The organism is Methylobacterium guangdongense (genome assembly GCF_038442355.1).
Taxonomy (GTDB): Bacteria; Pseudomonadota; Alphaproteobacteria; order Rhizobiales; family Beijerinckiaceae; genus Methylobacterium; species Methylobacterium guangdongense.
On the sequence record NZ_JBBXMX010000001.1, the window covers coordinates 148,310 to 172,713 of the forward strand.

At 69.6% G+C, this 24,404-nt stretch carries 26 protein-coding genes and 1 tRNA gene; 8 read left to right on the forward strand and 19 right to left on the reverse strand.

Annotated elements, in window-relative coordinates:
• The 10 genes from AAHG09_RS00745 to AAHG09_RS00790 all read right to left on the reverse strand — a co-directional run bounded on the left by AAHG09_RS00745 (position 1) and on the right by AAHG09_RS00790 (position 10,820).
• The gene (locus tag AAHG09_RS00745) at positions 1-768 is read right to left on the reverse strand and encodes an SDR family NAD(P)-dependent oxidoreductase (protein ID WP_342104525.1); all 768 of its coding nucleotides are present in this window, start codon (positions 766-768) and stop codon (positions 1-3) included.
• A gap of 1 nt (position 769) precedes the next feature.
• A complete protein-coding gene (locus tag AAHG09_RS00750) occupies positions 770-1,948 on the reverse strand; it encodes an acetyl-CoA C-acyltransferase family protein (RefSeq protein ID WP_342104527.1) in 1,179 nt (392 codons plus the stop codon).
• Positions 1,949-1,964: 16 nt separating this feature from the next.
• Positions 1,965-3,170 (reverse strand): acyl-CoA dehydrogenase family protein, encoded by a 1,206-nt coding sequence (locus AAHG09_RS00755; RefSeq protein ID WP_342104529.1) that lies wholly within the window; start codon positions 3,168-3,170, stop codon positions 1,965-1,967.
• A gap of 146 nt (positions 3,171-3,316) precedes the next feature.
• Positions 3,317-5,263: a DNA mismatch repair endonuclease MutL gene (gene mutL, locus AAHG09_RS00760; protein WP_342104533.1), complete on the reverse strand. Its 1,947-nt coding sequence runs from the start codon at positions 5,261-5,263 to the stop codon at positions 3,317-3,319.
• A gap of 381 nt (positions 5,264-5,644) precedes the next feature.
• Positions 5,645-5,998 carry a hypothetical protein gene (locus tag AAHG09_RS00765; protein ID WP_244043582.1) on the reverse strand — a complete coding sequence of 118 codons (354 nt, stop codon included), beginning with the start codon at positions 5,996-5,998 and terminating at the stop codon, positions 5,645-5,647.
• Positions 5,999-6,090: 92 nt separating this feature from the next.
• Positions 6,091-7,077 carry a branched-chain amino acid ABC transporter permease gene (locus tag AAHG09_RS00770; RefSeq protein WP_342104540.1) on the reverse strand — a complete coding sequence of 329 codons (987 nt, stop codon included), beginning with the start codon at positions 7,075-7,077 and terminating at the stop codon, positions 6,091-6,093.
• A gap of 21 nt (positions 7,078-7,098) precedes the next feature.
• Positions 7,099-7,986, reverse strand: a complete 888-nt coding sequence (locus tag AAHG09_RS00775; protein WP_342104542.1) for a branched-chain amino acid ABC transporter permease — start codon at positions 7,984-7,986, stop codon at positions 7,099-7,101.
• 28 nt (positions 7,987-8,014) lie between these two features.
• Complete coding sequence (locus AAHG09_RS00780) at positions 8,015-9,232, reverse strand: ABC transporter substrate-binding protein (RefSeq protein ID WP_342104545.1); 1,218 nt, start codon at positions 9,230-9,232, stop codon at positions 8,015-8,017.
• A gap of 93 nt (positions 9,233-9,325) precedes the next feature.
• The gene (locus tag AAHG09_RS00785; protein ID WP_342104547.1) at positions 9,326-10,069 is read right to left on the reverse strand and encodes an ABC transporter ATP-binding protein; all 744 of its coding nucleotides are present in this window, start codon (positions 10,067-10,069) and stop codon (positions 9,326-9,328) included.
• Positions 10,062-10,820 carry an ABC transporter ATP-binding protein gene (locus AAHG09_RS00790; RefSeq protein WP_342104549.1) on the reverse strand — a complete coding sequence of 253 codons (759 nt, stop codon included), beginning with the start codon at positions 10,818-10,820 and terminating at the stop codon, positions 10,062-10,064. Before AAHG09_RS00790 ends, AAHG09_RS00785 begins: the two co-directional genes overlap by 8 nt.
• A 214-nt stretch (positions 10,821-11,034) precedes the next feature.
• Here AAHG09_RS00790 and AAHG09_RS00795 point away from each other — a divergent pair, with 214 nt between their 5' ends.
• The 3 genes from AAHG09_RS00795 (at position 11,035) to AAHG09_RS00805 (ending at position 13,786) form a co-directional block, all read left to right on the forward strand.
• Complete coding sequence (locus tag AAHG09_RS00795) at positions 11,035-11,913, forward strand: 2-dehydro-3-deoxygalactonokinase (RefSeq protein ID WP_342104551.1); 879 nt, start codon at positions 11,035-11,037, stop codon at positions 11,911-11,913.
• On the forward strand, positions 11,910-12,545 hold the full coding sequence (locus tag AAHG09_RS00800; protein ID WP_342104553.1) for a 2-dehydro-3-deoxy-6-phosphogalactonate aldolase: 636 nt from the start codon (positions 11,910-11,912) through the stop codon (positions 12,543-12,545). The genes AAHG09_RS00795 and AAHG09_RS00800 overlap by 4 nt, the downstream gene beginning before the upstream one ends.
• A gap of 74 nt (positions 12,546-12,619) precedes the next feature.
• Positions 12,620-13,786, forward strand: coding sequence for an alanine racemase (locus AAHG09_RS00805; protein ID WP_342104555.1), 1,167 nt, complete (start codon positions 12,620-12,622; stop codon positions 13,784-13,786).
• 45 nt (positions 13,787-13,831) lie between these two features.
• Here AAHG09_RS00805 and AAHG09_RS00810 read toward each other — a convergent pair whose 3' ends face one another.
• The 4 genes from AAHG09_RS00810 to AAHG09_RS00825 all read right to left on the reverse strand — a co-directional run bounded on the left by AAHG09_RS00810 (position 13,832) and on the right by AAHG09_RS00825 (position 16,279).
• Positions 13,832-14,005 (reverse strand): hypothetical protein, encoded by a 174-nt coding sequence (locus AAHG09_RS00810; protein WP_342104557.1) that lies wholly within the window; start codon positions 14,003-14,005, stop codon positions 13,832-13,834.
• A 173-nt stretch (positions 14,006-14,178) separates the two neighbouring features.
• A complete protein-coding gene (locus tag AAHG09_RS00815; protein ID WP_342104559.1) occupies positions 14,179-15,096 on the reverse strand; it encodes a histone deacetylase family protein in 918 nt (305 codons plus the stop codon).
• Positions 15,093-16,034, reverse strand: a complete 942-nt coding sequence (locus AAHG09_RS00820; protein WP_342104561.1) for an NAD(P)/FAD-dependent oxidoreductase — start codon at positions 16,032-16,034, stop codon at positions 15,093-15,095. Before AAHG09_RS00820 ends, AAHG09_RS00815 begins: the two co-directional genes overlap by 4 nt.
• Before the next feature lie 160 nt (positions 16,035-16,194).
• Positions 16,195-16,279, reverse strand: a tRNA-Leu gene (locus AAHG09_RS00825).
• 125 nt (positions 16,280-16,404) lie between these two features.
• On the opposite strand from AAHG09_RS00825, the gene AAHG09_RS00830 reads away from it, so the two are divergent.
• Together AAHG09_RS00830 and AAHG09_RS00835 are read left to right on the forward strand one after the other, a co-directional pair.
• The gene (locus tag AAHG09_RS00830; protein WP_342104563.1) at positions 16,405-16,986 is read left to right on the forward strand and encodes a YqaA family protein; all 582 of its coding nucleotides are present in this window, start codon (positions 16,405-16,407) and stop codon (positions 16,984-16,986) included.
• Between the two features lie 2 nt (positions 16,987-16,988).
• The gene (locus AAHG09_RS00835) at positions 16,989-17,477 is read left to right on the forward strand and encodes a disulfide bond formation protein B (RefSeq protein WP_342104565.1); all 489 of its coding nucleotides are present in this window, start codon (positions 16,989-16,991) and stop codon (positions 17,475-17,477) included.
• Positions 17,478-17,516: 39 nt separating this feature from the next.
• On the opposite strand, the gene AAHG09_RS00840 is transcribed toward AAHG09_RS00835, so the two are convergent.
• From AAHG09_RS00840 to cpdR, 4 genes are all read right to left on the reverse strand, one after another.
• Positions 17,517-17,972: a DUF1178 family protein gene (locus AAHG09_RS00840; protein ID WP_342104567.1), complete on the reverse strand. Its 456-nt coding sequence runs from the start codon at positions 17,970-17,972 to the stop codon at positions 17,517-17,519.
• 17 nt (positions 17,973-17,989) lie between these two features.
• Complete coding sequence (locus AAHG09_RS00845) at positions 17,990-18,847, reverse strand: carbon-nitrogen hydrolase family protein (RefSeq protein WP_342104568.1); 858 nt, start codon at positions 18,845-18,847, stop codon at positions 17,990-17,992.
• The gene (grxC, locus tag AAHG09_RS00850; protein WP_342104570.1) at positions 18,840-19,109 is read right to left on the reverse strand and encodes a glutaredoxin 3; all 270 of its coding nucleotides are present in this window, start codon (positions 19,107-19,109) and stop codon (positions 18,840-18,842) included. The genes AAHG09_RS00845 and grxC overlap by 8 nt, the downstream gene beginning before the upstream one ends.
• Before the next feature lie 122 nt (positions 19,110-19,231).
• Entirely contained in the window at positions 19,232-19,588 is a 357-nt protein-coding gene (gene cpdR, locus AAHG09_RS00855) for a cell cycle two-component system response regulator CpdR (RefSeq protein WP_003603128.1), read from the reverse strand.
• A 206-nt stretch (positions 19,589-19,794) separates the two neighbouring features.
• Between cpdR and AAHG09_RS00860 the strand changes: the two genes are divergently transcribed.
• A complete protein-coding gene (locus AAHG09_RS00860) occupies positions 19,795-20,697 on the forward strand; it encodes an N-formylglutamate amidohydrolase (RefSeq protein ID WP_342104573.1) in 903 nt (300 codons plus the stop codon).
• 240 nt (positions 20,698-20,937) lie between these two features.
• On the opposite strand, the gene galU is transcribed toward AAHG09_RS00860, so the two are convergent.
• Complete coding sequence (gene galU / locus AAHG09_RS00865; protein ID WP_342104575.1) at positions 20,938-21,807, reverse strand: UTP--glucose-1-phosphate uridylyltransferase GalU; 870 nt, start codon at positions 21,805-21,807, stop codon at positions 20,938-20,940.
• A gap of 328 nt (positions 21,808-22,135) precedes the next feature.
• Here galU and galE point away from each other — a divergent pair, with 328 nt between their 5' ends.
• Together galE and AAHG09_RS00875 are read left to right on the forward strand one after the other, a co-directional pair.
• A complete protein-coding gene (gene galE, locus AAHG09_RS00870) occupies positions 22,136-23,128 on the forward strand; it encodes a UDP-glucose 4-epimerase GalE (RefSeq protein WP_342104577.1) in 993 nt (330 codons plus the stop codon).
• A gap of 5 nt (positions 23,129-23,133) precedes the next feature.
• A complete protein-coding gene (locus AAHG09_RS00875; RefSeq protein WP_412759970.1) occupies positions 23,134-24,336 on the forward strand; it encodes a lytic murein transglycosylase in 1,203 nt (400 codons plus the stop codon).
• Positions 24,337-24,404 lie beyond the last annotated feature (68 nt).

Consider the following 24,404-nt stretch of genomic DNA (forward strand, 5'->3'; position numbering starts at 1 on the left):
CTACAGGCCCGAGACGAGGTGGCCGCCGTCGACCGCGACGACGCTGCCGGTCATGTAGGCGCCGGCCCTGGAGGCGAGAAGCAGGAGCGGCCCGTCGAGCTCGGCCGCCTCGCCGAGCCGGCGCTGCGGCACGCGCTTGATCAGGGCCCTCCCGGGTTCGGACTCGAAGAACGCGTCGTTGAGTTCGGTCTTGATGTAGCCAGGTGCCAGAGCGTTGACGCGGATCCCGTGGCGCGCCCATTCGAGGGCGAGGCTCTTGGTGAGCTGGACGACCCCGGCCTTCGAGGCGGCGTAGGGCGCGAGCCCGCCGGTGACGCGCAAGCCCAGGATCGACGCGATGTTGACGATGCTACCGCCCGCGCCGTGCTGAACCATCCGCTTTCCGGTGGCCTGAGCCACCAGCCAAACCCCCTTCAGGTTCGTGTCGAGCACCGCATCCCAATCCGCCTCGTCGAGGTCGAGGGCCGGCTTGGTGGCGGTCACGCCGGCATTGTTGATGAGGACCTGAACGGGCCCGAACCGCGCCTCGGCCTCATCCAGCGCCCGCGCGATGCTGCTCGTCTCGGTCACGTCCATCACGACCGCGTGGGCCTGCCCGCCTGCCGCGATAACGCTGTCGACGGTCTCGGCGAGGGCATCGGCCCGGCGCGCGCACAGGGTCAGCCGCGCCCCGGCCCAAGCCAGCGTCCCGGCGAAGTGCCGGCCGAGCCCGCTGGAGGCACCGGTCACCAGCACGTGCTGACCGGTGAGGTCGAACAGATCCGCCATCTCAGTGCAGCCGCTCGAAGGCCACCGCGATACCCTGGCCGCCGCCGATGCACATGGTCGCCAGCCCGTAGCGTCCGCCGGTGCGGGCCAGCTCGTAGAGCGTCTTCACCGCGATGATCGCCCCCGAGGCGCCGATCGGATGCCCGAGCGCGATAGCGCCGCCGTTCGGGTTCACCCGGGCGGGGTCGAGGTCGAGTTCGCGGGAGACCGCGCAGGCCTGGGCCGCGAAGGCCTCGTTCGACTCGATCACGTCGAAATCCCCCGCGCGCAGCCCGGTCCGTTCGAGCAGGCGGCGCACGGCGGGGACCGGGCCCATGCCCATCTCGGACGGGTCGACGCCCGCATGGGCATAGCCGACGATCCGGGCGAGGGGCTTCGCCCCCGAACGCTCCGCTTGCGCCGCGCTCGACAGGACGAGGGCGGCGGCGCCGTCGTTCAGGCCGGAGGCGTTGCCGGCGGTAACGCTGCCGGTCTTGGAGAAGGCCGGGCGCAGCTTGGCCAGATCCTCGACGCTGGTCGCCTTCGGGTGCTCGTCCGTGTCGAACGCCACCGTCTCGCGCTTGCGCTGGACCGCCACCGGCAGGATCTGATCACGGAAATAGCCTTCGCGGATCGCCCGGGCGGCGCGGGCCTGACTCTCGGCCGCGAAGGCATCCTGCGCGTCACGGGAGACGCCGTAGCGCTCCGCGATGTTCTCGGCGGTGACGCCCATATGGCCGTTGCCGAACGGATCGCTCAGCACGCCGATCATGTAGTCGACGAGGGCGATATCGCCCATGCGCTGGCCGGTGCGGGCCGCCTTCACGATGTGGGGCGACCGGCTCATGTTCTCGGCGCCGCCCGCCACCGCGATCTCGGCATCGCCGAGCAGGATTGATTGCGCCGCCGAGACGATCGCCTGCAATCCGCTGCCGCAGAGCCGGTTGACGGTCATCGCCGGCACTTCTTTCGGCACCCCGCCCTCGATGGCGGCGACGCGGGCGATGTAGGCGTCCCGCGGCTCGGTCGGGATCACGTTGCCGAACACCACATGGCCGACCCGCTCGGGCGCCGTGCCGGCCCGCTTCAGCGCCTCCGCCACGCACAGCGCCCCCAACTCGGAGGGCGGCGTGCCCGCGAGCGCGCCGCCGAAGGTGCCGATCGCGGTCCGCACCGCGCCTGTGATCACGACATCGGTCATCGTCATACGCTCCGATTCACGCGCCCACCGGCCAGGACCAGAAGGCGTCGCCCTCGGCCTCCAGGTTGCGGTTGAGCACCATCTTGTGGACCTCGTCGGCCCCGTCCACCAGCCGCGCCTGACGGGCGTAGCGGTAGATCCATTCGAGCGGCGTATCGGTGGAGTAGCCCCGGGCGCCGTTGATCTGGATCGCCACGTCGGCGGCGGCGTGGAGCAGGTTGGCCACGTGGACCTTGGCCATCGACACTTCCTTGCGGGCGAAGCTCCCCTGATCGAGGGCCCAGGCGGCCTTCATCACCAGCAGGCGGCCGATCTCGATCCGCATGGCGAGATCGCCCAGCATGAGCTGGATGCTCTCGCGGTCGGCCAAGCGGATGCCGAAGCCGTGGCGCTCGGCGGCGTAGGCGCGGGCGATCTCGACGCAGCGCTTCGACAGGCCGAGCCAGCGCATGCAGTGGGTCAGCCGCGCCGGGCCGAGGCGGATCTGCGTGAGCTTCAGCCCATCGCCCTCGTTCATCAAGACGTTCTCGGCCGGGATCTCGAGACCGTCGAACAGCAATTCGCAATGCCCGCCATGTTCCTCCGGCCCCATGATCGGGATGCGCCGCAGGATCTCCCAGCCGGGCTGATCCTTGTGGAACAGGAAGGCGGTCAGGCCTTTGCGCGCGTCGTCGGAGGTGCGGGCCATCAGGATGAAATGCGCGGCCTCCTCGGCGCCGGTGATGTACCATTTGCGGCCGGTGACCACGTAGGTGTCGCCGCGCCGCTCAGCCCGGGTCTGGATCATGCCGGGATCGGAGCCGCCGCCGGGATGGGGCTCGGTCATGGCGAAGGCCGAGCGGACCTCGCCGCGCACGATCGGATCGAGCCAGCGCTCCTTCTGGGCCGGGGTGGCGACCTTCTCCAGCACCATCATGTTGCCGTCGTCGGGCGCGGCCGAGTTGAACACGACCGGCCCGAAGATCGAACGGTTCATCGCCTCGTAGCAGACCGCCATGCCGACCTTGTCGAGCCCGGCCCCGCCGGTCTCAGGCTTCAGCTGGAGGCACCAGAGCCCCTGCTCCCGCGCGAGGCCGCGCAGACGGGCGAGTTCCGGCAGGGCGATGTTGCCGTGGCCGTCATAGGCCGCCGGGTCGGATTCGAGCGGAATGACATGCGCCTCGACGAAGGCCGCGATCCGCGCGCGATAATTCTCGACGCGGGGCGAGATGGTGAAATCCATGGATCGCGGGCTCCGGCGAAGGCCTGTGCGCGGTCAGGATATGTCTGCGCGCCTGTTCTCTCCACGATCTAGGCCCGTGGGGGCAATCGCAAGGCGAAACGAAGTGCGGCGGCTGTTCGGCGCGCCCGGCCGCCGCAGCGTGCCTTTCACCGCCGGCCGAACAGCCGCTCGATGTCGGAGAGCTTCAGCTCGATCGAGGTCGGGCGGCCGTGGTTGCACTGGCCGGAATTCGGGGTCGCCTCCATCTCGCGCAGGAGGGCGTTCATCTCCTCGGGCCGCAGGCGCCGTCCGGCGCGGACCGAACCGTGGCAGCTCATGCGCGAGAGCACGGCGTCGAGGCGCCGGCCCAGCGGACCGCCCTCGGTGGCCGAAGCACCGCCCTCCTCGTCGCCGCTCGATTCCAGGGCGTCGAGGATGTCGGTCACGAGGTCGCGGGTCGACGCGCCGAGCAGGGCGGCCGGCACTTCGCGCACCAGAACGGCGCCGGGCCCGAACGCCTCGATGGTCAGGCCGAGCCGGTCGAGGTCCGGCGCGGCGGCGACCAGACGGTCGGCCTCCTCGGAGCTCATCTCGACCACGTCGGGGATCAGGAGCCCCTGCCGGGCGATGCCGCCCGCCGCCCGCTCGGCTTTCATCCGCTCGTAGACGAGGCGCTCGTGGGCGGCGTGCTGATCGACGATCACGAGGCCGTCACGGGTCTGGGCGAGGATGTAGGTCTCGTGGATCTGGGCGCGCGCCGCGCCGAGGGGATGGTCGATCGCCTCCGGCGCCTCGGCGAGCGGCCGGACATCCGCCTGGGGCGGAGCCGCGACGTCCGCAACGAAGGCGGCCTGTGCGGCCTCCGCGAATCCGCCCTCCTCCGCCAGGGCGTAAGCCGGCTCCGCGGGGCGCGGCATCGGGGCGGGCCGCCATGTCGGTGAACTCCGGTAGCCCGCCGGTGCCGCCACCGAGGGGGCGCCGGCCGGGAACGGGCCCGGTCGCGTGGGCTGGAACAGGCTCGGTGCCGCAACCCCGGTATGGAGCGCGAGGGCCGGGCCGGCCGGGCGCAGGGCGTCGAGGGTGCGGGCGGCGCCGGTCGTGGCCGAGCGGGCGCCGCCGCGGCGCAGGGCGTCGTGGATGGCGCTGACGATCAGCGCCCGCACGAGGCCCGGCTCGCGGAAGCGCACCTCGGTCTTTGCGGGGTGAACGTTGACGTCGACCAACTCGGGATCGCACGCGACCGCCAGTCCCAGCACCGGGTGACGGTCCGAGGCCAGGGTGTCGGCATAGGCGCCGCGCACGGCCCCGAGAAGGAGGCGGTCGCGCACCGGGCGGCCATTGACGGCGAGGTGGATGTGCGTCGCCGCGCCCCGGTGAAAGGTCGGCAGGCCGACATGGCCGGTGACCGCAAAACCCTCCCGGGCGAGCGAGACCGGCAGGGCATTGGCGGAAAAGTCGGGTCCCAGCACCGCGGTGAGCCGGCGCAGATCCCCTTCCGGCCCGGTCTCGGCCGGCAACACCAGGGGCTGGCCGGCATCGGTGCGGAGGGTGAAGCGGATCCCGGCCTGCGTGACCGCGAGCCGGCGCAGGGTCTCGGCGATGGCCGCGTTCTCGGCCCGGTCGGATTTCAGGAACTTGAGCCGGGCCGGGGTCGCGGCGAACAGCTCGGTCACCTCGATCCGCGTGCCGCGCTGGGCCGGTGCCGGGCGGACCGGCCCCTTCAGACCCGCTTCCACGGTCAGGCTGGCCCCAGCCTCGGCGGCGGGCGTGCGGGTCACGAGGGCGAGGCGCGACACCGCCCCGATCGAGGGCAGCGCCTCGCCGCGGAAGCCCAGCGTGTCGATCGCGGTCAGGTCACCCCCGGGGAGCTTGGAGGTGGCATGACGCTCGACGGCGAGTTCGAGGTCCTCGGGCGTCATCCCACGCCCGTCATCGACCACGCGGATCAGCCGGCGGCCGCCCGCCTCGACGGTGACCTCGATGGACCGCGCCCCGGCATCGATGGCGTTCTCGACCAGTTCCTTCACGGCGGAGGCCGGGCGCTCCACCACCTCGCCCGCGGCGATGCGGTCGACGAGAATGGGGTCGAGGCGGCGGACGGCGGGTGCGGACATCGGCCGCGACGATAGACCCTCGTCGTTCCCGATCCAATCACCGACGGTGTTGATCACTGGGTCGTCTGGCGCCGAAACCAACGACAAAGCGTGCCGCGCGCCCTATCCCAAGCGGGCTCCGGTATTCCCGCATCTGAATCGCGCAACAACGTTCATGACGGAGCGCGACCAGTCCCCTCTCCCGTGCGGGAGAGGGTTGGGGTGACGGGCGCGAAGTGCCAGGATCGAGCGCACCCTCGATGCACCGACAGGGCGCCGCATTCTGCGCGTTCTCATCCCTCACCCTGTCCCTCTCCCGCACGGGAGAGGGGACCCGCGCTCAATCCTGCAGCCAGATTGTCGCTCTCAGGACGGGAAACCGATCGATTCGGCCGGCTCTGGTCAGGCGCGCCGCTTGGACCCGCCGAGGGAGATGCGGTTCGCGCCGGCGCGTGTCCCATGGCTCGGTGCCGCGTAGGGGCGGCGGGACAGGTCGTACAGGACGTTGCCGACGATCCCGGCGGCCCGGCGCAGGGTCGTCCCGTCACAGGTCGCCGCCACCCGGACGCCGATCTCATGCGTGTGGCTGCGGCCGTAGAGCCAGACCGCGAGACGCGCCCGGGTCGCCTCCGGGATCCCGTCCAGGAGGTAGGCGGCGCCCTCCGGGTCGGCCTTGATCAGACGGCCGACCGTCTCCGGCGGGACCGGGCAGTCGACCGCGGGGTCGTCGATGCTGAGCGAACCGGCGTTCATCATGGCGAACCTGAAGTCTGTGGAACTCCAAGTTGAGACGGTTTGGTTAACGGCGCCTTACCATCAATTGCCTGTGATCCGATTGGCGGCCCGATTCACAGGGGCCGGCGCACCAGCCGGGCGACGAGCCCGACGATCCCCTCCCGGAACAGCAGCACGCACAGCACGAATACGCAGCCCTGGATGATCGTCACCCAGGCGCCGAACTGCGCGAGGTAGGTCTCCATGGTGACGATCACGAGCGCGCCCACGATCGGCCCGAACACGGTTCCCATGCCGCCCACCAGGGTCATCAGCACCACCTCGCCCGACATCGACCAGTGGACGTCGGTGAGCGAGGCGAGCTGGAAAACGATCGCCTTGGTGGAGCCGGCGAGCCCCGCCAGCGTCGCCGAGAGCACGAACACCGCGAGCTTGTACTGGCTCGCCCGGTAGCCCAGCGAGATCGCCCTCGGCTCGTTGTCGCGGATCGCCTTCAGCACCTGCCCGAAGGGCGAGTGGATGATCCGGTAGATCAGCAGCATCCCGGCCATGAAGATCACGCAGACGAGGCCGTACATCGCCCGGTCGTCCGCGAGGCTGATCACCCCGAATAGGTTGCCGCGGGGCACCGCCTGGATACCGTCCTCGCCGCCGGTGAACTTCGCCTGGAGCGAGAAGAAGAACGCCATCTGGGCGAGCGCCAGGGTGATCATCGAGAAGTAGATGCCCTGGCGACGGATCGCCAGCGCGCCGAAGACGAGGCCCAGCAGCGCCGCGGTGCCGGTGCCGGTGAGGATTGCGAGTTCCGGCGTGAAGCCGAGCTGCTTGGCCGTGTAGGCGCAGAGGTAGCTCGCCATGCCGAAATAGGCGGCGTGGCCGAAGGAGAGCAGGCCGCCGTAGCCGAGCAGCAGGTTGAAGGCGAGCGCGAACAGCGCGAAGCACAGCACCTTCATCAGGTAGACGGGATAGAGCACCAGCGGCGCCACGATCAGCAGCACGGCGATGCCGACGAAGATCAGGCGATGGAGCGCCTTGTCGTCGCGGCCGGTCGCCGGAACGGCGGCGATCGGGGCGGCGTCGATGGTTGCGGTGTCGGCCATAGGTGTCGAGCCTCTTCGCGGTCAGGCCGTGCGCCCGAACAGGCCAGCGGGTTTGACGAGCAGCACCAGCACCATGATCACGAAGATCACGGTTGCGGACGCCTCCGGATAGAACACCTTGGTCAGCCCCTCGACGAGGCCGAGGGTGAAGCCCGTGATCACCGAGCCGATGATCGAGCCCATGCCGCCGATCACCACCACGGCGAAGACCACGATGATGATGTCGGCGCCCATATTGGGGTTCACCGAGTAGATCGGTGCGGCCAGCACTCCCGCGAAGCCCGCGAGCGCGACGCCGAACCCGTAAGTCAGCGTCAGGAACAGCGGCACGTTGACCCCGAAGGCTTGGACGAGGGTCGGATTCTCGGTGGCGGCCCGGAGATAGGCGCCGAGCTTGGTCTTCTCGATCACGAGCCAGGTGGCGATGCAGACGGTCAGCGACGCCACGACCACCCAGGCCCGGTAGTTCGGCAGGAACATGAAGGGCAGGCGCTGGCCGCCCGACAGCTCGGCCGGGATCGCGTAAGGGAGCCCCGAGACGCCGTACTGGTTGCGGAACAGGCCCTGGATGATCAGCGCCAGCCCGAAGGTCAGCAGCAGGCCGTAGAGGTGGTCGAGCTTGTAGAGCCGGGCGATCAGCACCCGCTCCAGCACGATGCCGAAGGCGCCGACCACGAGCGGCGCGAGCCCCAGGGCCCACCAGTAGCCGAGGCCGACATAGGTGAGCAGCATCCAGGCCACGAACGCGCCCATCATGTAGAGCGCGCCGTGGGCGAAGTTGATGATGTTGAGGAGCCCGAAGATGATCGCGAGCCCCAGCGACAGGATCGCGTAGAACGAGCCGTTGATCAGGCCGAGCAGCAACTGCCCGAACAGGGCCTGCATCGGCACTCCGAAGATCGTGGTCATGGCCGGTCTCCGCGCCCCGCTCCCCTGCTCAGCCCTTCACGAGGGGGCAATTGCCCTCGTTGAGCGGGCGGAAGACCTGATCGCCCGGGATCGTCTCCAGCTTCTTGTAGAGGTCCCACTCGCCCTTCGACTCCGCGGGCTTCTTGACCTCGAACAGGTACATGTCGTGGATCTTGCGGCCGTCGGCGCGGATCACGCCCTTGCCGAACAGCGGATCGTCGGTCGGCATCGCCTTCATCTTGGCGACGGTCGCGGCGCCATCCGCCGTGGACTTCAGCTCCGCCACCGCCTTCAGGTAGTGCAGCACGTCCGAGTAGACGCCGGCATGGTTGGCGGTGGGCTTGGAGCCACCCTTCATCTGCTTGGCGAACCGGTCCGAGAAGGCCCGGGTCTGGTCGTTCAGGTCCCAGTAGAACGGCTCGGTCAGCACCAGCCCCTGGGCGACCTTGGTGCCGAGGGAATGCACGTCCGAGGAGAAGACCAGGAGGCCGGCCAAGGCCTGCCCGCCCTCGGTGATGCCGAACTCGCCGGCCTGCTTGATCGAGTTGATCGTGTCGGTCCCGGCATTGGCGAGCCCGATCACCTTGGCGCCCGACCCTTGAGCCTGCAGCAGGAAGGACGAGAAATCCGAGGTCGGGAACGGCGTCTTCACCGAGCCCAGCACCTTGCCGCCGTTCTTGGTGATGACCGCGGAGGTGTCGCGCTGCAGCGTCTGGCCGAACACGTAGTCGGCGGTGAGGAAGAACCACGTGTTGCCGCCGCGCTTGACCATGGCGCCGCCGGTGCCGTTGGCCAGCGCCACCGTGTCGTAAACCCAGTGGATCGTGTTCGGCGTGCATTGCGGCCCGGTGAGGTCGGCCGTGCCGGCGCCGGTGTCGATGAAGACCTTGTTCTTCTCCTTGGTAACCTGGCTGATCGCCAGCGCCACCGAGGAGGTCACCCCGTCGGTGATCATGTCGACATTGTCGCGGTCGTACCATTGCCGGGCGATGGCGGCGCCGACATCCGGCTTGTTCTGGTGATCGGCCGAGAGGATCTCGACCTTCAGCCCATGCTGCTCCGGCTTGAAATCCTCGACCGCGAGCTTGGCGGCCACCACCGAGCCCTCGCCGCTGATGTCCGAATAGGCGCCCGAGCGGTCGCCGAGGATGCCGATCTTGACGTTGGTCTGCGCCGCGGCGGTGCCCATCATCAGGGCGCCCGCGAGGGCGGCGAGGGTCACGGGCCGGGCGATACGTCCGAACATACGCGTTTCCATCCACTGGCGGCGCGGCGTTCTTCCGCCGGCCGGAACTCGGGACGCCGATTTGGGCGCTTCGACAGTATTCTTGGACAGGATCTAGACGCCGAGATAGGCGTGCAGCTTGTCGATATTGGCATCTAGCTCGGCGTTGGGGATCATGTCGACCACCCGACCCTGCTCGATCACGAAATGCCGGTCCGCCAGGGTCTGCGCGAAGCGGAAGTTCTGTTCCACCAGGATGATGGTGTATCCTTGAGCCTTCAACTGCTGGATGGTCCGGCCGATCTGCTGGACGATGACCGGCGCGAGGCCTTCCGTCGGCTCATCGAGCAGGATCAGCTTGGCGCCGGTGCGCAGGATCCGGCCGATGGCCAGCATCTGCTGCTCGCCGCCCGAGAGCTTGGTGCCCTGGCTGCCGGCGCGCTCCTTCAGGTTCGGGAACAGCGTGTGGATCTCGTCCACCGACATGCCGCCGGGCTTCACCCGCGGCGGCAGCATCAGGTTCTCGTGGACCGTGAGGCTCGCGAAGATGCCGCGCTCCTCCGGGACGTAGCCGATGCCGAGCCGGGCGATGTTGCGCGAGGCAATCCGGATCGTCTCGACGCCGTCGTAGACGATCGATCCGGCGCGCTTGCCGAGGATGCCGATGATCGCCCGCAGCGTCGTGGTCTTGCCGGCGCCGTTGCGGCCGAGCAGCGTGATCACCTCGCCGGTCCGGACGTCGATGTCGATGCCGTGGAGCACGTGGCTCTCGCCGTACCACCCCTCTAGCCCGCGGACGGTGAGGAGCGCGTCGGTCGCCGCCGCGGGGGTTGCTGTCTTCAGGGCCGCCTCAGGCATGTCCCGCCCCGATATAAGCCTCGACCACGCGCGGATCCTTGGAAACGGTGGCGTAATCGCCCTCGGCCAAAACCTGCCCGCGGGCCAGCACGGTGATCCGGTCCGACAGGGACGCCACCACCGACAGGTTGTGCTCCACCATCAGGATGGTCCGGCTTTTCGAAACACGGCGGATGAGCTGTGCCGTGCGCTCGACATCCTCGTGGCCCATCCCGGCCATCGGCTCGTCGAGGAGCAGCATCTCGGGATCGAGGGCGAGGGTGGTGGCGATCTCGAGGGCCCGCTTGCGGCCGTAGGACAGTTCCACCGCCGGCACGTCGGCGAATTCGGTGAGGCCGACATCGTCCACGAGCGCGAGCGCCTCGCCGTTCAGCGCGCGCAGCACACGCTCGGCGCGCCAGAAATCGAAGGAATCGCCGCGGCGCCGCCGCTGCAGGGCGATGCGGACGTTCTCCATGACCGTCAGGTGCGGGAACACCGCCGAGATCTGGAACGAGCGCACGAGACCGAGCCGGGCGACGTCGGCCGCCTTCAATCCGGTGATGTCGCGGTCCTTGTAGCGGATCGTGCCCGCCGTCGGGATCAGGAACTTGGTCAGCAGGTTGAAGCAGGTTGTCTTGCCGGCTCCGTTGGGCCCGATGAGCGCGTGGATCGTGCCACGCTCGACCTGCAGCGCCACGCCGTTCACGGCGCGGAACCCGCGGAACTCCATCGTCAGGCCATCGGTCGCCAGGATCACGTCCCGTGCCAAGCACTGTCCTCCCGAGTGTCGATTCTTGTTTTGAATCTTGCGGCCATATCGCCGAACCACCGCGGGTCCGTCCATCGCAAACGCGCGATGCGACGCGACAATCCCCGGCTGGTATATTCGCACCCGACGGCGCGTGCGGACAAACCGATGCTTGACCGCATCCCAGCGCCCTTATAACTCAGACAAATTCACCGTTCGGCGCGGAGGGGAACGCATGGCCGGTCGCGCGGCCTACATCGCGGTCGACTGGGGTACGACCAACCGGCGTGCCTATGCGGTGGCGTCGGACGGCACGGTGGTCGACACCCTGACGGACGGCCGCGGCGTGCTGAGCATCGCGCGGGATGCCTATCCGGCCGAGATCTCGGCGTTGCGCACGCGTTTCGGCGCGGAACCCGTCATCGCGGTCGGAATGGTGGGATCGAGCCGGGGCTGGTGCGAGGCGCCCTATGTGGACGCGCCCGCGACCTTGGAGCGCCTCGCCGGATCCTGCCGGGAGGCCGCGCCCGATGTGCGCATCGTCCCCGGCGTCGCCCTGCGGGACGGCCGTCGGCCCGACGTGATGCGCGGCGAGGAGATCCAGATCCTGGGCGCGATCCATGCGGGCACGGCGCCCGCAACCGCCCTGTTCTGCCAGCCCGGAACACACAACAAATGGGTCGAGACCGTCGACGGGGCGATCACGACGTTCACCACGGTGATGACCGGCGAATTCTTTTCCCTGCTCCGCACCCACGGCATTCTCGCGGGCATGCTCGACGGGCCGGTGTCCGACGGCGCTGCGTTCCGCCGCGGCCTTCGCCGGGGGATCGCGTCGGGCAATCTCGCCGCAACCCTGTTCGAGGTGCGGGCCGGGTTGCTGCTCGACCGGCTGGAACCCGCCGCGGCTGCCGCCTATGCCAGCGGGGTGCTGATCGGGGCGGATGTCGCGACGCGGGACGACCTGGGCGGCCGGCCGGTCCATCTGCTGGGCGGCGGCGCCCTGAGCGCGCTCTACGCCGTCGCGGTGACGGAAATGGGCGGGACCCCGGTCATCGTGCCGGATGGGGCGACGACCGCCGGCATCCACGCCCTCTGGAGTCTGAACGCATGACCCTGCTCGATCGGTTCGAAGCCGCCTTCGCCGCCTGCCCGCTGGTGGCGATCCTGCGTGGCCTGACGCCCGGGGAGGCGCCCGCCGTGGGCGATGCCCTCGCGGAGGCCGGCTTCACGCTGATCGAAGTGCCGCTCAACTCCCCCGATCCGCTGCGCAGCATCGCGATCCTCTCCGAACGCCTCGCAGGGCGCGCTCTGGTGGGGGCCGGCACGGTCCTCGAACCTGCACAGGTCGAGGCGGTCCGGGAGGCCGGCGGCAGCCTGATCGTCTCGCCCAACACCGATGCGGCGGTGATCCGTGCGACCCGTGCGCTCGGCCTCATCGCCCTGCCCGGCTATCAGACCCCGACAGAGGCCTTCGCAGCCCTGGCGGCCGGCGCGACCGCGCTCAAGCTGTTTCCCGCGGATGTCGCCTCCACGGCGGCCCTGCGGGCCCACAGGGCCGTCCTCCCGCCCGGGACGCGGGTGCTCGCCGTCGGCGGCGTGACACCGGACGGGATCGCCGCTTGGCGCGCCGCGAGCGCCGACGGGTTCGGCCTCGGCTCGAATCTGTACCGCCCCGGCAAGGCGGCGGCCGAGGTCGCGCGCGACGCGGCGGCCTACGTGGACGCGCTTCGGCGCGCCGCTTAGCCACTGGCGCATCTTGGACCGGCGCCGTGGAACGCCTATCAGACAGCCATCCCTGACGAGGCAGGAGCGGCGTGATGGCAGACGAGATCACGGGGGCGGATGACGAAGACGGGCTCGATCTCATCGAGACGCCCTGCCTCCTGCTCGACGCCGACCGGGTGAAGGCCAACGTCGCCGCCCTGCGGGCGCGGCTCGACGGGCTCGGCGTCGTCCTGCGTCCGCATCTCAAGACCGCCAAATCCCGCGACGTCGCCCGGATCGCCATGGCGAATGAGGCCGGCCCCGCGACCGTCTCGACCCTGCGCGAGGCCGAGTACTTCGCCGAGGGCGGGGTCCGCGACATGATCTACGCGGTCGGAATCGCGCCGCAGAAGCTGGAACGCGTCGGCTGGATCCGGCGGCATTGGCAGACGGATCTGGCGATCGTCCTCGACTCGGCCGAGCAGGCCGAGGCCGTCGCGGCCTGGAGCCGCCGCCACGGCGACCGGCTGCCGGTGCTGATCGAGGTCGACGCGGACGGCCACCGCTCGGGCGTGAAGCCGCAGGATGCCGACAAGCTCGTCGCGATCGGCCGTGTCCTGGACGGAGGGGCCAGCCTGCGCGGCGTGCTCCTGCATGCCGGCGACAGTTACGGGCTGTGCGATCCGGACGCGCTGCGCGCCGCCGCCGAGGCCGAACGCGTCGCCGCGGTGACGGCGGCCTCGGCGCTCTGCGAGGCCGGTCTGCCCTGCCCGGTGGTCAGCGTCGGCTCGACGCCGACCGCACGCTATGCGGAGAGGCTGGACGGCATCACCGAAGTCCGCGCCGGCGTCTTCATGATCGGCGACCTATTCCAGGCCGGCGTCGGCTCCTGCGCGGTGGCGGACATCGCGCTCACCGTCCTGGCCACGGTGATCGGCCATCAGCGCGAGAAGGGCTGGATCATCACCGATGCCGGCTGGATGGCGCTCTCGCGCGACCGGGGCACCGCCCGGCAGGCGGTCGATCAGGGCTATGGGCTCGCGTGCGACCGCGCCGGCCGGCCCTATCCCGACCTGATCGTCGCCGACGCCAATCAGGAGCACGGCATCCTGGCGTTGCGGAAGGGCTCGGCGGCGACCCTGCCTGACCTTCCGGTGGGAGCGCGCCTGCGCATCCTGCCGAACCACGCCTGCGCCACGGGGGCGCAACATGACCGCTACCATGTGGTGGCGGGGAGCCGCCTGATCGGCGCTGTCTGGCCGCGGATCAACGGTTGGTGAGACCAAGCTCCCGGACCAGCGTCGGACGGGCGCAGCCGGCCTCGTTCAGGGGCGCGTCGCCGGCCCGATGGCGCCCGTGATGACGGGTTCGCCCGCGACGACGCCGACTGCCGGCTGAGCCCGCTGCCTGTCGAGCTTGTCGGCCGAAACCAACGCTGCCGCGATCAGGGCCGCCACCGCCAGGGTCGCCTTCAGCACGTCCCAGACCCGCGCGAGCATGGACTCAACCTCACCTGCGACCGCGTGCGATGTGCGAGGCTTCGCCGACGCGATCCGCAGTCCTCGCAACCTGTGCCCTCAGGCTTGCGCAAACCTTACCAAGTCACGGACTCGGGACGCTCCGCTCGACACTGATGCGGCGGCGCATCAGATCCGGCGATGGATTCGTCCCCTCACAGCCCCGATGGGTTCGCGGCCTCTGCGGCCAGCGCCTCGAAGACCAGCGCGTGGCGCTGCGCCAGAGCGTCCACATCGTTCGCATAACCGCCACCGATGACCGCCACGAGGGGGATCCCGCGCGCCCGGGCCTGCCCGACGACGAAGCGGTCCCGCGCCAGCAAACCGTCATCCGTCAGGCAGAGGCGGCCCAGGCGGTCGTCCCGGTGCGGGTCGACGCCGGCATTGTAGAACACGAGATCCGGCGCCAACGCGTCGAGCAGCGCTGGCAGGCGGGCGCGCAGCACCGCGAGGTAGCCGTCGTCCCCCAGGCGGTCCGGCAGGCCGATATCCAGGTCACCGGCGATCTTCTGCGCCGGGTAATTGTTCTCGCAATGGATGGAGAGGGTGAACAGGTCGGGGCATAGGGCGAGGCAATCGGCGGTCCCGTCGCCCTGATGGACATCGAGGTCGACCACGAGCGCACGCCGGATCAGGCCATCGGCCTGAAGGGTGCGGGCCGCCACCGCCACGTCGTTGAGCACGCAGAACCCCGCCCCCTGCTGCCGCCGGGCATGATGGCTGCCGCCGGCCGCGCTGCCCGCGAGCCCCTCGGCGAGGGCCAGACGCGCCGCCAGCAGGGTCCCGCCCACGGAACTGCGCGAGCGGCGGACCACCGCTTCGTCGACCGGCAGCCCGATCGCCCGCTCGACCTCCCGGGACACGGTACCGGTGAGGACAGCCGCCACGTAGGCGGGATCGTGAGCGCGGACGAGGATGTCGGCGCTCGCGAGTTCGGGTGTGACGAAGCCCAGCGGCGCGAGCCCCTTGGCGACCAGCGTCTCTGCGAGCAGCCCGTATTTCCGCATCGGGAAGCGATGGCCGGCGGGCAGGCTCGCCTCGTAGGCCGGATGGAAGGCGATCGGCGGGATCATGCCGGGGCGCCGAGATCCGCCAGGAGGGCAGCGGCCAGCGCCGACCCGCTGTCGTAGGCGGCCTCGATCCGTGCCCCGAGGCACCAGTCGCCGCCCGCGCCGAGGCGCAGGGCCGGATCGTACAGGCAGGGCATCCCTAGGGAGCATTCCACCTGGGCGTAGCGCCAGCGGTGAGCCGCCGCGTAGGTCGGCTTCAAGGCGATGCCGAGATGATGCTCGGCGGCGGGAAGCAGGGCGGCGATGATCGCGTCGTGCGGCTCTTCGAGATGTCGGCGCGACCACTCTTCCGTGGCGTGAACCGTCAGCCGGTTGCCCCCGGGGCGACCCGGCTTCGACGAATCGCCGGCGATGAGCCCGATCGGATCCGTCCGCGGTTCGACCAGGGCTTCCGCCACCGCGGCGTCGGTCGCGATCATCAGCGACCAGCACGGGGCGTAGCTGGCGCGCGCGATGCCGGAGAGCGCGAAACCGGATCCATCGAGCAGGGCTATCACCTGCGGGGCCGGAAACGTGATTGCCACGGCATCGAACGGGCCATGAACCGCATCCGGCGCGGTTTCGACCTGCCACACCGCGCCCGTCCGCCGGATCCGGGTGACCGTGACGGCGCTGGCGACGGGGAGCCCGGCCAGGAGATCGCGTACCGGCGCCTTCATGTCGGGCATTCCGACCCGACGCCCGCCCCCCGCCCAGGGGGCGACGACGCCGCGCCGCTCCCAATCCGCCAGCTGTGCCGCGAAGGCGGGGCCGTGCGCCCGCATGAACTGGGCACCGTGGTCGAACTGCAGCCCGTCGTGCCGCCGGGTCGCCATCCGTCCGCCGACGGCCCGCCCCTTGTCGAACACCTGCGCGGTCAGCCCGGCTTCAGCGAGCTTCCGGGCCGCCGCGGCGCCGGCCATGCCGCCACCCAGGATCGCCACGCTCTGACGGTCGCTCAACACCCTACCCTGTCCGAGGTGCGGCCCGGCGGGCCGCGCTTCAGCCCAGATAGGCGTGAGCCCGGGCGCCGACAGCGCGACGCTCCGTCCTCAATGCGCGCGCGATGTCAGGTTGCGGCAGCCGGCCCACGCGAAGAGAAGATTGGTCTGGAATGCGCGCTGGTGCGGGTAGAGGGAATCGAACCCCCACGCCTTGCGGCTGGCGATTTTGAGTCGCCCGCGTCTACCAGTTCCGCCATACCCGCCTGCCGGGCGCTCTTCGCACAGGTCCCCTGCGCCGGCCAAGCGTAATTTTCGCGGGGGCCGGCGATCTGGCCAAGCCGCGGCACCTATGCTCAAAGGGCGGCCGATTACCAATGCGGGAGATCGAATGCTCCGCCGGCTCTATGCGTGGATCCTGGCCCTCAGCGTCAGGCCCTCCGCGCCCTACGCGCTCGGCGCCGTGGCTTTCGCCGAAAGTTCGTTCTTCCCGGTGCCGCCGGACGCGATGCTGGTGCCGATGGCGGTCAGCCGCCCGGACCGGGTCTGGCTCTACGCCACCATCGCGACCGTCGCGTCGGTCCTCGGCGGCCTCGTCGGTTATGCGATCGGGGCCCTGCTGTTCGATTCCGTCGGCGAATGGCTGATCCGGCTCTACGGCCTGCAGAACTCGGCCGCGACCTTCCAGGAGTCCTACGCCCGGTACGGCCATTGGGTCATCCTGCTGAAGGGGCTGACGCCGATCCCCTACAAGCTCGTCACCATCACGTCGGGCTTCGCCCACTACTCGCTGTTCTGGTTCACGGTCCTGTCGATCATCACCCGCGGCGCTCGGTTCTTCATCCTAGCCGGGCTGCTCGGCCGCTACGGCGTCCAGATCCGCGGCGTCCTCGATCGCCATCTCAACGTGGTGGCGGCGATCTCGGTGGCGGTAATCGTTCTCGGCTTCGTGCTGTTCAAGGTGATCCTGTAGCGATGAATACGGCGGCCGCGCTTCGTCTCAAAACCGCCGGCCTGTGGCTGGCGATCCTCTCTGCGGCGATCCTCGCCGCCGTGCTGGTGATGCAGTACGGCTACGGTTACGCGCCCTGCAAGCTGTGCCTGACGGAGCGCCTGCCCTACTACGCAGCCGTGCCACTCGGCCTGATCGCGCTGTTCGCCCCGGAGCGCCTGGCCCGGCTTGCCCTCGGCCTCGCGGCCCTCGGCCTGCTCTACGGCGCCGGCATCGGGATCTATCACGCGGGGGCCGAATGGGGCTTCTGGCCCGGGCCGACCGATTGCGGCGGGGGCACCGGCGCCAATCCAGGCCAGATCGGCGACTTCCTCAATGCCCTCCAGTCGACGAAGGTGGTGGATTGCTCCGTGGCCGCCTTGCGCGTGCTCGGAGTCTCACTCGCCGGCTGGAACGCCGTGCTGGCCTTCGCGCTGGCGTCGCTGGCGGGCACCGCGGCGGTGCGGCGCTAAGGCCCCCGCGAGCCCGGCGCCCTCCCCTGAAAGCAGCGTCTAATTCCGATCGTCCGGCAGGATCGGGATCGCGGCGACGTCGATCCCCTCCTCGATCAGGGCGCGGGCCTCGGTCGGGCTGGCCTCCCCGTAGATCGCGCGGCCTTCCGCCTCCCCGTAGTGGATCCTCCGTGCTTCCTCGGGGAAGCGGTCGCCGACATGCTCGGAATTCGCCACGACGTGCTCCCGCAAGGCCTTGAGCATCGCCCGGAGCTGCCGCTCGGGCTCGGCGATCAGGGCCACCGGAGCCTCGGCCTGCGGCGGCGGCGCGGCAGGCGTCCGGTCGCGATCCGTCCGCGCGATGCTCGGCACCATCAGCGCCTTGCTGACGGACGCGCTCTCGCAGACGGGGCACGTGACGAGCCCGCGCGCCACTTGCGTGTCGAAGGAATCGGAGGACGGGAACCAGCTCTCGAAGCCGTGCCCGGCCTCGCAAACGAGACTGTACCGGATCATTGTTCTGCGTGAGGTGTCTACTGTGCCGGCTCGACCTGTCGGCCGACCCGCTCGACGGTGAAGGCGCGCCCGTGCTTCAGCGACGGGATCCGCGCCCGGGCATCGGCGACCTGCGCCAAGTCGATCTCCGCCAGGATGAGTCCGGGCTCGTCCCCGCCCGCGTCGGCGAGCACGCGCCCCCAGGGATCGACGATGATCGAGTGCCCGTAGGTCTCGCGGCCGTCCTCATGGACGCCGCCCTGCGCCGCCGAGATGACGAAGGCGCCGGTCTCGATCGCCCGCGCCCGCTGCAGCACATGCCAATGGGCCGCGCCCGTCTGGCGTGTGAAGCAGGCCGGCGCCGTCAGCACATCGGCACCCGCCTCCGCGAGGGCGCGGTACAGGCCGGGGAAGCGGATATCGTAGCAGATCGTCAGCCCGATCGTGGCCAGGGCCGTTTCGGCGACGATCGCGCAGGCACCGCCGGTATAGGTCGCCGATTCGCGCCAGCGCTCGCCGCTCGGCAGATCGACATCGAACAGGTGCAGCTTGTCGTAGGACGAAACGATCGTGCCCCCGGCGTCGATCAGGTAGGCCCGATTGGCGATCTTCTCACCGGTGCGCACCGCGATGGAGCCGACCTGCACCACCGTGCCGGTCTCGCGCGCGGTTTCACGCAGGGCTGCCAGCATGGGATCCCGATCCTCGGTGGTGACGTGCGCGAACAGTTGCTGCCGGTTGCGCTCGACCAGGGACGTCATCTCCGGCGTCTGTACGTAGGCCGCGCCCCGGGACGCCGCCGCGCGCACGCCCGCCACGGCCGCATCGCGGTTCGCGCCCGGGTCGCGGCCCGAGCGCATCTGCACGCAGGCGGCCGTGAAGCGTGCCTCAGGCATCGGCCGTGTCTTTCAGGAGCGGGTCGAGCTTGCCGGCCCGGTCGAGGGCGTACAGGTCGTCGCAGCCGCCGACATGCCGGCCACCCACGAAGATCTGCGGCACGCTGGTACGGCCACCGGCCTTCTCGACCATGGTGGCGCGGGCGCCCTGCACCCGTTCCACGTCGATTTCCTGGAAGGACACGCCCTTCTCCTTCAGCAGGCTCTTGGCCGCCGAGCAGTAGGGGCACCACGCCGTGGTGTAGATGGTAACCGGCTGCATGGCGTTCGATGTCCCGCGCGTGACGACCCGTCATATAGGGGCGCGCAGGCCGACTTGCCTATGTCCGCGTGGTCACAGCCTTAATCCTCCCCGACCGGATCCCCGGCCGATCGGGATTCCCGTCAGGCGGCGAGCAGCTTCTCGACCTCGTTGACGAGGTCGCGCAGGTGGAACGGCTTCGACAGGACCTTCGCGTCCTTCGGTGCCTTGGAATCCGGGTTGAGCGCCACGGCCGCGAAGCCGGTGATGAACATGACCTTGATGTCGGGGTCGAGCTCGGTGGCGCGGCGCGCCAGTTCGATGCCGTCCATCTCCGGCATCACGATATCGGTCAGGAGCAGCTCGAACGGTTCCTCCCGCAGGCGGTTATACGCCGAGAGGCCGTTGTCGAAGGACAGGACGTCGTAGCCCGCGTTCTGCAGCGCCTTGGCCAGAAATCGGCGCATGTCGTTGTCGTCTTCCGCCAGCAGGATTTTCATCGGCCGGATCCGAGCCTTCGTGTCGTGGTGTTGATCCCATAAAGGGACGGGATGGTAAACAAGGTGTTAGGATTGCCGGCGCACCGCAGGCTGCGTTTGTCGCCGACGGCACGATCGACCCGCGGTGTGGAGTGGACAGGCGGGCGAACGCACACCACAGTGCGGGCCTGCCGTGCTCCTTCCAACGCCGGGTTGTCCACGCATCGATGAGCGCTCCCGAATCGGTCAAGCCAGACGCCTTCGGATTCGCCCCGCCCTATGAAGTGGACGAACCCGCGGCGCATACCCTGCCCTTCGTCTTCAATACCGGCCATTCCGGGGCCGTCTACCCCCCGCACTTCATCGCCGCCTCGCGTCTCGACGCCCTCGCCCTGCGCCGGTCGGAGGATGCCCATGTCGAGCGCCTGTTCGCGCCCGTGGTCGAACTCGGCGCACCGCTGTTGCGGGCGAACTTTCCGCGCGCTTTCCTGGATGTGAACCGCGAGCCCTTCGAACTCGACCCGCGGATGTTCGACGGGCGGCTCCCGCCCTTCGCCAACACGCGCTCGATGCGGGTGGCCGGCGGCCTCGGGACGGTGCCGCGCGTGGTCGCCGACGGACAGGAGATCTACGCCCGGCGCCTGCCGGTCGAGGAGGCGACCGCACGGATCGATGGGCTGTACAAGCCGTATCACCGGATGTTGCGCAGCCTGATCCAGCGGACGGCCAAGCTGCACGGGCATTGCGTGCTGATCGATTGTCACTCGATGCCGTCATCGAGCCTGGGACGCGACGCGGAGGTCAAGGCCGACGTCATCCTGGGGGACCGGTTCGGGACCGCCTGTGCGCCCGCGCTGATCGATGCGTTCGAGGCCGCGTTCCGCGCGCGGGGCTTTCGCGTCGTGCGCAACAAGCCCTACGCGGGCGGCTTCATCACGGAGCATTACGGCGAGCCGAACCTCAGCCGGCACGCGCTGCAGATCGAGGTCAATCGCGCGCTCTACATGAACGAGAGCAGCCTCGCGATCCATGCCGGATTTGACGGGCTGGTCGACGCGCTCCGATCCGTCATCACCGACGTCGCATCCGACCTGGGTGATCTAGCGCCGCGCCGCATGGCGGCCGAATAGGGCGCACCGCGTCCGGCCAAGAAAAAAGGCCACTCCCGAAGGAGCGGCCCGAAGTCTAGGGAGGAAACGCCCAAGAAGGGCTACGGGACCGCGACGCCATCGCGATCTCGCAACGCACAAAATAAAGTGCGCCGCACAAGACGCAAGGGCAAAATCGCCGATCGTGCCGCAGCGAGCGCATACCTGCCTCGCGTCGCGGGGCACGCGCATGGCGCCCACGACGCGAGCCGTGGCCCTCGATCAGCCGTGGTCCTTCAGGAGCTTGGCGATCTCCGCCTTCAACGGGCCGGCCAGATCCTTCCGCTCCAGGGCGTAGGCGAGGTTCGCCACGAGGAAGCCGAGCTTGGATCCGGTATCGTAGGTCCGGCCCTCGTAACGCATGCCGAAGAAGTCCTGGGTCTCCATCAGGTCGATCATGGCATCGGTGAGCTGGATCTCACCGCCCGCGCCCTTCTTGCCGTGCTCGAGAATGCCGAAGATCTCCGGCTGCAGGATGTAGCGGCCGGAGATGATGAAGTTCGACGGGGCGGTGCCCTGCTTCGGCTTCTCGACCATGCCGGTGATCTGGAACGATTGCCCGAAGGTCTCGCCGACGCTGACGATCCCGTACTGGTGGGTCTCCTCCGGCGGCACTTCCTCGACCGCGATGACATTGCCGCCGTGGCGCTCGTAGGTCGCCAGCATCTGCTGCATGCAGCCGCGGCTCAGCATATCGGGGAGCAGCACCGCGAAGGGCTCGTCGCCGATGATCTCGCGGGCGCACCACACCGCGTGGCCGAGCCCCAGGGGCGCCTGCTGGCGGGTGAAACTCGTCTGCCCGGCCTTCGGCAGATCCTTCTTCAGCTCCTCGTACGCCGCGGTCTTGTTGCGCTCCTGCAGGGTGCGATCAAGCTCGTACGCGATGTCGAAGTGGTCCTCGATCACCGCCTTGCCGCGTCCGGTCACGAACACGAAGTGCTCGATGCCCGCCTCCCGGGCCTCGTCGACGACGTGCTGGACAACAGGCCGGTCGACGACCGTGAGCATTTCCTTCGGGACCGCCTTGGTCGCCGGCAGGAAGCGCGTGCCCAGGCCCGCGACGGGCAGGACGGCCTTGCGGATCGGTTTCATCGATCGGTAACCCCAAGGACTGAAAGACAAGACGTGAGCAACGGTTCAAACGACTGGCCCGATGCGCTTCGTGCCGGAGCGGCCCCGACATTCGGGCGCCGCAGTGAGACAGGTTCAGGCGGCACGTCGCAAGAGCCGGATGTGGATAGTATGAGGGCGTATGCCTCAAATATAGCGCCGGCAACCACGTAAGAAGGCTTAATGCGCTCTCCGCGAAGTGGACGCCGGTTCGGCGTAGCAGAGCGCTTCAGAACAATGGTTTAGAACCGGGTGCGATTGCAATGCGATCGCGCGGCGTTCAAATGGCGGCCGCATCGAGGGGGACGACATGGCGGTGCTCGTAACAGGCGGTGCCGGGTATATCGGCAGCCACATGGTCCTGGCGCTGCTCGATGCCGGCCACGAAGAGGTCGTCGTCCTCGACGATCTCTCGACCGGCTTCGATTGGGCTGTGCCCGAGGGCGTCAAGCTCGTGGTCGGCGACGTCGCCGATCAGGCCCTCGTGACCCAGACGATCCTGCAGCACCGGATCGACGCGCTGGCCCATTTCGCGGCCAAGATCGTGGTGCCCGAATCCGTGTCGGACCCGCTCGGCTACTATCTCGCCAACACGGTGAAGACCCGCTCGCTGATCGAGGCCGCGGTCCGGGCCGGGGTGCGGCACGTGATCTTTTCATCCACGGCCGCGGTCTACGGCGAGCCGGAGGTGGTGCCGGTCCCCGAGGATCTGCCGCTGAAGCCGATCAACCCCTACGGCCGCTCGAAGCTCATGAGCGAGTGGATGATCGCCGACGCGGCGGCGGCGCACGACTTCACCTACGTGATCCTGCGCTACTTCAACGTGGCGGGCGCCGATCCCGAAGGACGCTCCGGCCAGTCGACGCCGAACGCCACCCATCTGATCAAGGTGGCCACGCAGGCGGCCCTGGGCCAGCGCGAGCGCCTCGACGTCTACGGGACCGACTATCCGACGCCGGACGGCTCGTGCCTGCGCGACTACATCCAGGTCTCCGACCTCGCCGAGGCGCACCGGGTCGCGCTCGATCACCTGCGGGCGGGCGGTGAGAGCCTGACGCTGAACTGCGGTTACGGGCGGGGCTACTCGGTGCTCGACGTCATCGAGGTGGTGAAGCGGATCTCCGGCCGCGACTTCACGGTGCGGCTGTGTCCCCGGCGGGCGGGCGACCCGGCCCAGATCGTGGCCGAGGCGGGGCTCATCCGGGAGCGGCTGGGCTGGCAGCCGCGGCACGACGACCTCGACGCGATCGTGCGTCAGGCGCTCGCCTGGGAGGACCATCTCACCAAGCGCAACCGGATCTGACCGGGGTGCTGTCGCGGAGGGCAGTGCTGGCGGCCGGCCTGTGTTGTCCCGGAGCAGGGCACGCCAAGGAGGCCGCACGCGCTGACGACCGCTTCCGGGCTTTCATCGCGGCGCTGCGCCCCGACGCCGCCGCCCGGGGCGTATCACCACAGACCTTCGACGCCGCCTTCCGCGGGATCGTCGCGCCGGATGCCGCGGTCCTGGCCCGGACGCGCCGCCAGAGTGAGTTCGTCCGCCCGGTCTGGGATTATCTGGTCGGTGCGGCCTCTGCCGGCCGGATCACCCGGGGCCGCGCGCGCGCCGCGGCGCTGGCGCAGACCATCCAGGCGATCGAGGGCCGATACGCTGTGCCGGGTCCGGTGATCCTGGCGATCTGGGGCGTCGAATCCGATTTCGGGGCCAGCGCGGGCGATGTGCCGACCATCCGCGCCCTCGCGACCCTGGCGGAAGCGGGTCATCGGGGCACCCTGTTCCGTGACGAACTGCTCGCAGCCTTGACCATCCTGCAGCGAGGCGATGTCGCGCCGGAACGGATGAGCGGAAGCTGGGCCGGGGCCATGGGACAGGTCCAGTTCCTGCCTTCCACCTATCTGGCCCACGCCGTCGATTTCGATGGTGACGGCCATCGCGACATCTGGACCAGCGCGCCGGATTCGCTGGCCTCGATCGCGGCCTACCTCAAGGATCTCGGTTGGGATCCGGCCCTGTCCTGGGGTTACGAGGTGCGCCTGCCGGAGGGCTTCGATCTGGCACGCTACACGGGCGACCTTGCAAGCTTCTCCGAACGGGGCGTCCGGCGTACGGATGGCGGCTCGTTGCCGACGCGGGGACGCGCCAGCCTGTTCCTGCCCGGCGGGCGCACCGCGCCGGCCTTCCTGATCACCGGCAATTTCGAGGTGATCCGGGGCTACAACACCTCCGATTCCTACGCGTTGGCGGTCGGCCATCTCGCCGACCGGCTCGGCGGCGGGCCACCCCTGGCGACGTCCTGGCCGACGGCGTCCGGCCTCGACGGTCCCGGCCTGCGGAAGCTCCAGGCCGGTCTGGCATCGGCCGGCTTTTACGATGGGCCGACGGATGGGCGCGCGGGCCCCAAGCTGCGCGAGGCGGTGCGACGCTACCAGATCAGCGCAGGCCTGCCGGCCGACGGCTACGCCACATCGGGTCTTCTGGCCCATGTCGAGGGTCGCCCTGCGCCCAAGCCGTAAGGCGGCGCCCGGACTTAGACCTCCGAAGAACTTCGCCCTATAATGTTGCGGTTTTCGGGGGCACCGTT